This window comes from Marinobacter sp. ELB17, from assembly GCF_000169375.1.
In the GTDB taxonomy this organism is placed as follows: domain Bacteria; phylum Pseudomonadota; class Gammaproteobacteria; order Pseudomonadales; family Oleiphilaceae; genus Marinobacter.
The window spans coordinates 382368-389845 of sequence record NZ_AAXY01000002.1 but is presented as its reverse complement, the minus strand read 5'-3'; the positions used below and the strand labels follow the sequence as shown (position 1 = coordinate 389845).

The 7478-nt window shown below is 52.8% G+C and carries 1 protein-coding gene, 2 tRNA genes and 3 rRNA genes; all 6 read left to right on the top strand.

Going from position 1 to position 7478, the window contains the following annotated elements:
* Window positions 1–95 precede the first annotated feature (95 nt).
* The 6 genes from MELB17_RS04630 to MELB17_RS04605 all read left to right on the top strand — a co-directional run bounded on the left by MELB17_RS04630 (window position 96) and on the right by MELB17_RS04605 (window position 7454).
* Window positions 96–1650, top strand: a 16S ribosomal RNA gene (locus MELB17_RS04630).
* Between the two features lie 214 nt (window positions 1651–1864).
* Window positions 1865–1941 (top strand) — tRNA-Ile (locus MELB17_RS04625).
* 235 nt (window positions 1942–2176) lie between these two features.
* A tRNA-Ala gene (locus MELB17_RS04620) sits at window positions 2177–2252 on the top strand.
* Window positions 2253–2608: 356 nt separating this feature from the next.
* A 23S ribosomal RNA gene (locus tag MELB17_RS04615) occupies window positions 2609–5501 on the top strand.
* Between the two features lie 108 nt (window positions 5502–5609).
* Window positions 5610–5723: ribosomal RNA gene (rrf, locus tag MELB17_RS04610) — 5S ribosomal RNA — on the top strand.
* Together the 16S, 23S and 5S rRNA genes with 2 tRNA genes alongside form the textbook arrangement of a ribosomal RNA operon.
* Window positions 5724–5903: 180 nt before the next feature.
* Window positions 5904–7454 (top strand): 2-isopropylmalate synthase, encoded by a 1551-nt coding sequence (locus tag MELB17_RS04605; RefSeq protein WP_007348977.1) that lies wholly within the window; start codon window positions 5904–5906, stop codon window positions 7452–7454.
* Window positions 7455–7478 lie beyond the last annotated feature (24 nt).

Sequence of the window (7478 nt, the reverse complement as noted above, 5' to 3'; positions counted from 1 at the left end):
GGGAGTATTTCGATAAGAAATACCAAGTCAACGACTCGTCAAGAAGTGAGTTTTTGTCTTGAGCAGATTTAAGATCTTCGGATCTTGTATGATTTAAACTGAAGAGTTTGATCATGGCTCAGATTGAACGCTGGCGGCAGGCTTAACACATGCAAGTCGAGCGGAAACGATGGTAGCTTGCTACCAGGCGTCGAGCGGCGGACGGGTGAGTAATGCTTAGGAATCTGCCTAGTAGTGGGGGATAGCCCGGGGAAACTCGGATTAATACCGCATACGCCCTACGGGGGAAAGCAGGGGATTCGTTCTCTTCGGAGAGTGGACCTTGCGCTATTAGATGAGCCTAAGTCGGATTAGCTTGTTGGTGGGGTAATGGCCTACCAAGGCAACGATCCGTAGCTGGTCTGAGAGGATGATCAGCCACATCGGGACTGAGACACGGCCCGAACTCCTACGGGAGGCAGCAGTGGGGAATATTGGACAATGGGCGCAAGCCTGATCCAGCCATGCCGCGTGTGTGAAGAAGGCTTTCGGGTTGTAAAGCACTTTCAGCGAGGAGGAAGGCCTCAAGATTAATACTCTTGAGGATTGACGTCACTCGCAGAAGAAGCACCGGCTAACTCCGTGCCAGCAGCCGCGGTAATACGGAGGGTGCAAGCGTTAATCGGAATTACTGGGCGTAAAGCGCGCGTAGGTGGTTATGTAAGCGAGATGTGAAAGCCCCGGGCTCAACCTGGGAACGGCACTTCGAACTGCATGGCTAGAGTGTGGTAGAGGGTAGTGGAATTTCCTGTGTAGCGGTGAAATGCGTAGATATAGGAAGGAACACCAGTGGCGAAGGCGGCTACCTGGACCAACACTGACACTGAGGTGCGAAAGCGTGGGGAGCAAACAGGATTAGATACCCTGGTAGTCCACGCCGTAAACGATGTCAACTAGCCGTTGGGGATCTTGAATCCTTAGTGGCGCAGCTAACGCACTAAGTTGACCGCCTGGGGAGTACGGCCGCAAGGTTAAAACTCAAATGAATTGACGGGGGCCCGCACAAGCGGTGGAGCATGTGGTTTAATTCGACGCAACGCGAAGAACCTTACCTGGCCTTGACATGCAGAGAACTTTCCAGAGATGGATCGGTGCCTTCGGGAACTCTGACACAGGTGCTGCATGGCCGTCGTCAGCTCGTGTCGTGAGATGTTGGGTTAAGTCCCGTAACGAGCGCAACCCCTATCCCTAGTTGCTAGCAGGTAATGCTGAGAACTCTAGGGAGACTGCCGGTGACAAACCGGAGGAAGGTGGGGATGACGTCAGGTCATCATGGCCCTTACGGCCAGGGCTACACACGTGCTACAATGGCGCGCACAGAGGGCTGCAAACCCGCGAGGGGGAGCCAATCTCACAAAACGCGTCGTAGTCCGGATCGGAGTCTGCAACTCGACTCCGTGAAGTCGGAATCGCTAGTAATCGTGAATCAGAATGTCACGGTGAATACGTTCCCGGGCCTTGTACACACCGCCCGTCACACCATGGGAGTGGATTGCACCAGAAGTAGTTAGTCTAACCTTCGGGAGGACGATTACCACGGTGTGGTTCATGACTGGGGTGAAGTCGTAACAAGGTAGCCCTAGGGGAACCTGGGGCTGGATCACCTCCTTAAACGATGTCGAACGCTTCGGTCAGAGTCCACACGAATTACTTGGTTGATTAATTAAAGAGAGCAAAGGGTCTCGACCGACCCGCTGAATTAGCGCGACAGATTGTTGAGTCTGGCAAGGCGCGGATGGAGCGAATACGGGAGCGTACATGAGTACGTGACCGACTGAGCGAGAGCCGCAACGCAGTCCAGGCACAATAAGATGGTGTGATAATTGGGTCTGTAGCTCAGTTGGTTAGAGCGCACCCCTGATAAGGGTGAGGTCGGTGGTTCAACTCCACCCAGACCCACCAAAATCGTCCAGCTCGGCGTTATCGAATGACTTGCATAGAAAACTATGCGGCGACATCCGATGCCTTGATCTGAACGATTTCCGAGTACGACTCTAGAGTCAGAAACGAACGCGGATGCGCCGGACAGATTTTGTTAATCTAGGCGCAGCGTAAGCGAGTTAAGGAGTGACCAAGGGGTCATGACTGACGCGAGCGAGGGCTGCAACGACGAGTAACAAAAGCTGGACAAGCAGACGGGGCTATAGCTCAGCTGGGAGAGCGCCTGCCTTGCACGCAGGAGGTCAGCAGTTCGATCCTGCTTAGCTCCACCATTATACAGATGGTTCGAATAACCTGAAAATCCTGAATTCCCTGGCTTCGGTCAGTGTACAGAAAAAAGTGTTTCAGTTTAGCGTCCGCTAAGTCTGAAGTTCTTCTTTCTGATCACTGGGTCAGATTTGCTCTTTAACAAATTGGATGAGATAGAACACGAATACTTTTCTCTACGGTCTTTGAGGAAAGTGTTCAAGTGATAACGATTTTTTCAAGCGTTATCCGGTGTTGTCGTTGAAGTGGTTGTGTATGACTTCGAGTGACTATCTCTAATCGGTTCCACCTGGAACGTCTTGGCTTAGGCCGGGATGATTTTGTGTGGTTCTACTTAGAGTCAGTTGTCTTGGGGTTATATAGTCAAGCAACTAAGCGCATACGGTGGATGCCTAGGCAGTCAGAGGCGATGAAAGACGTGGAAGCCTGCGATAAGGTTCGGGGAGCTGGCAAACGAGCTGTGATCCGGACATTTCTGAATGGGGAAACCCACCCGATCTAGGTCGGGTATCTTACACTGAATACATAGGTGTAAGAGGCGAACCGGGAGAACTGAAACATCTAAGTACCCCGAGGAAAAGAAATCAACCGAGATTCCCTAAGTAGCGGCGAGCGAACGGGGACTAGCCCTTAAGCTAGACAACGGGTAGGAGAAGGCTCTGGAAAGTGCCGCCATAGTGGGTGATAGCCCTGTATCCGAAACCTGAGTCTAGTGAAATCGAGTAGGACGGGGCACGAGAAACCTTGTCTGAATATGGGGGGACCATCCTCCAAGGCTAAATACTCCTGACTGACCGATAGTGAACCAGTACCGTGAGGGAAAGGCGAAAAGAACCCCTGTGAGGGGAGTGAAATAGATCCTGAAACCGTATGCGTACAAGCAGTCGGAGCAGACTTGTTCTGTGACGGCGTACCTTTTGTATAATGGGTCAGCGACTTATGTTCAGTGGCGAGGTTAACCGTTTAGGGGAGCCGTAGGGAAACCGAGTCTGAATAGGGCGAATTAGTCGCTGGGCATAGACCCGAAACCGGGCGATCTATCCATGAGCAGGTTGAAGGTTGAGTAACATCAACTGGAGGACCGAACCCACTGTCGTTGAAAAGCCAGGGGATGACTTGTGGATCGGAGTGAAAGGCTAATCAAGCCCGGAGATAGCTGGTTCTCCCCGAAAGCTATTTAGGTAGCGCCTCGGACGAATACCACAGGGGGTAGAGCACTGTTTCGGCTAGGGGGTCATCCCGACTTACCAACCCGATGCAAACTCCGAATACCTGTGAGTACTATCCGGGAGACACACGGCGGGTGCTAACGTCCGTCGTGAAGAGGGAAACAACCCAGACCGCCAGCTAAGGTCCCGAAATTCCAGTTAAGTGGGAAACGATGTGGGAAGGCTCAGACAGCTAGGAGGTTGGCTTAGAAGCAGCCATCCTTTAAAGAAAGCGTAATAGCTCACTAGTCGAGTCGGCCTGCGCGGAAGATGTAACGGGGCTCAAACTGGATACCGAAGCTGCGGCTGCATACTTTGTATGCGGGGTAGGGGAGCGTTCTGTAAGCCTGCGAAGGTGAGTTGAGAAGCTTGCTGGAGGTATCAGAAGTGCGAATGCTGACATGAGTAACGACAATGCGAGTGAAAAACTCGCACGCCGGAAGACCAAGGGTTCCTGCGCAACGCTAATCGGCGCAGGGTGAGTCGGCCCCTAAGGTGAGACCGAAAGGTGTAATCGATGGGAGACGGGTTAATATTCCCGTACCTTGAATCACTGCGATGGAGAGACGGAGAAGGCTAGGTAAGCCGGGCGACGGTCGTCCCGGTTTAAGCGTGTAGGGAGGGGACTTAGGCAAATCCGGGTCCTCAATTCTGAGACGTGATGACGACTGCCCATGTGGCGGGAAGTTATTGATGCCATGCTTCCAGGAAAATCTTCTAAGCTTCAGGTGATTTGAGACCGTACCCCAAACCGACACAGGTGGTCAGGTAGAGAATACCAAGGCGCTTGAGAGAACTCGGGTAAAGGAACTAGGCAAAATGGTGCCGTAACTTCGGGAGAAGGCACGCTGGTGGTATGTGACACCCCTCGCGGGTTGAGCAAAAGCCAGTCGAAGATACCAGGCCCCTGCGACTGTTTATTAAAAACACAGCACTGTGCAAACACGAAAGTGGACGTATACGGTGTGACGCCTGCCCGGTGCCGGAAGGTTAATTGATGGGGTTAGCATTCGTGCGAAGCTCTTGATCGAAGCCCCGGTAAACGGCGGCCGTAACTATAACGGTCCTAAGGTAGCGAAATTCCTTGTCGGGTAAGTTCCGACCTGCACGAATGGCGTAACGATGGGGGCGCTGTCTCTACCCGAGACTCAGTGAAATTGAAATCGCCGTGAAGATGCGGTGTATCCGCGGCTAGACGGAAAGACCCCGTGAACCTTTACTATAGCTTCACAGTGAACTTTGAACATGTTTGTGTAGGATAGCTGGGAGGCATTGAAGCGTGAACGCCAGTTTGCGTGGAGCCAACCTTGAAATACCAGCCTGGCATGTTTGAGGTTCTAACTCGGTCCCCTTATCGGGGATGAGGACACTGTGTGGTGGGTAGTTTGACTGGGGCGGTCTCCTCCTAAAGCGTAACGGAGGAGCACAAAGGTGGGCTAAGTACGGTCGGACATCGTACGGTTAGTGTAATGGCACAAGCCCGCTTGACTGCGAGACAGACACGTCGAGCAGGTACGAAAGTAGGTCATAGTGATCCGGTGGTTCTGTATGGAAGGGCCATCGCTCAACGGATAAAAGGTACTCCGGGGATAACAGGCTGATACCGCCCAAGAGTTCACATCGACGGCGGTGTTTGGCACCTCGATGTCGGCTCATCACATCCTGGGGCTGAAGCCGGTCCCAAGGGTATGGCTGTTCGCCATTTAAAGTGGTACGCGAGCTGGGTTTAGAACGTCGTGAGACAGTTCGGTCCCTATCTGCCGTGGACGTTGGAGATTTGAGGAAAGCTGCTCCTAGTACGAGAGGACCGGAGTGGACGAACCTCTGGTGTTCGGGTTGTCACGCCAGTGGCATTGCCCGGTAGCTATGTTCGGATAGGATAACCGCTGAAAGCATCTAAGCGGGAAGCCCCTTCCAAGATGAGATCTCCCTGGGCCCTAGAGGCCCCTGAAGAGCCGTTCAAGACCAGGACGTTGATAGGTCGGGTGTGTAAGCGCTGCGAGGCGTTGAGCTAACCGATACTAATTGCTCGTGCGGCTTGACTATATAACACCCAAGACAATTGGGTTTGACACAACACGGATAACGACGAAAAAATCAATATCACGGCCCAAAAGCCAGTTCTATCTCATCCCCCAGTGATCAACCGTTTTGTCTGACGACCATAGCGGCCTGGTACCACCTGATCCCATCTCGAACTCAGAAGTGAAACAGGCCTGCGCCGATGGTAGTGTGGTTCGCCCATGTGAGAGTAGGTCATCGTCAGACTCTTATTGATAAATGCCCCGATAGCGCAAGCCGTCGGGGCTTTTTTTTGTCTGAGAAAAATAGGGACGGATTTCAAATCCGTCCCCGGTGAAAGGTAAGGGACAGACTTCAAGTCTGTCCCTGGTCTGTCTCGGTGATATACTGTCGGCTCAAAGCCAATAAGCCTGATGGAGTTGCTGCATGTCTGCCAATGATCACCTCGTCATATTTGACACCACTCTGCGCGATGGCGAGCAAAGCCCTGGCGCTACCATGAACAAGGCCGAAAAGCTGCGCATTGCCAAAGCGCTGGAAAAATTGCGTGTTGACGTCATTGAAGCCGGCTTTGCCATAGCCAGTCAGGGCGATTTCGAGGCGATCAAAGGGATCGCAGAAACCATCAAAGACTCCACAATATGCAGTCTGGCTCGCGCCATTGATGGTGACATTGATCGGGCTGCCGAGGCTGTGCGCCCGGCAAATCGCAGTCGCATTCACACCTTTATAGCAACGTCCCCTATCCATATGAAGCACAAGCTGAATATGGCGCCTGACGAGGTGGTAGAGCAGGCCGTGCGCGCGGTTAAACGCGCGCGTAATCACGTTGCCGATGTAGAATTTTCCTGCGAAGACGCGGGTCGTTCCGAGTTGGATTTTCTGTGCCGCATTATTGAGGCGGCGATTGACGCCGGTGCTACAACCATCAATATTCCGGACACCGTGGGTTACGCTATACCCCATCAGTTCGGCAACACCATGGCTCAGTTGCTGAACCGCATTCCCAACGCCGACAAGGCTATTTTCTCGGTTCATTGCCACAACGACTTGGGGCTTGCCGTTGCCAACTCTTTGGCGGCTGTGTCCCAGGGCGCACGCCAGGTTGAATGCACTATTAATGGTTTGGGCGAGCGCGCTGGTAACGCTTCCCTGGAAGAGATTGTTATGGCAGTGCGTACCCGTCAGGACTACTTCAATCTTGATACCCGCATAGACGCCACTTACATCGTTCCGGCCTCCCGTTTGGTATCGACCATTACCGGTTTCCCGGTACAGCCTAACAAAGCGATTGTAGGCGCCAACGCCTTTGCCCACGAGTCCGGTATTCACCAGGACGGCGTACTCAAGCATCGCGAAACCTATGAAATCATGAGGGCTGAAGACGTTGGCTGGCACACCAACAGCCTGGTGATGGGTAAGCATTCCGGCCGCAATGCATTCCGCACGCGGTTGCTAGAGCTGGGCATCCAGTTTGGTACCGAAACCGAGTTGAATGAGGCTTTTGCCCGCTTCAAAGCGCTTGCGGATCTGAAGCACGAGATTTTTGACGAAGACTTGCAGGCTATTGCCAGCAACACCCGTCAAAAAGATCAGTTAGGGCGCTTCGGATTGGTGTGCATGAAAGTGTGCTCGGAAACCGGTGTTATTCCGAAAGCCGATCTGACGATCACCATGGATGACAAAGAGCACCGTGTGCAGGCGGAAGGCAGTGGCCCGGTAGATGCGACATTCAAAGCCATTGAGTCGTTGGTGGATTCCGGTTGCAAGCTTCAGCTTTACTCGGTGAACAACATCACCAGTGGTACTGATTCACAAGGTGAGGTTACGGTTCGCCTTGAGCGCGGTGGTCGCATTGTTAATGGCGTAGGGGCAGACACTGACATCATTATTGCGTCGGCTAAAGCTTACATAGCTGCGTTGAATTTGATCAGTGCGGGCGGCATACGGCACCATCCGCAAGAAGCTGATGTATAGCAGTTATAAAAATACGTTTGAATA

What these genes read in the sequence shown, in the direction of transcription:
- MELB17_RS04605 (WP_007348977.1), top strand. Translation starts at nt 5,904, where the DNA reads ATGTCTGCCAATGATCACCTCGTCATATTTGACACCACTCTGCGCGAT.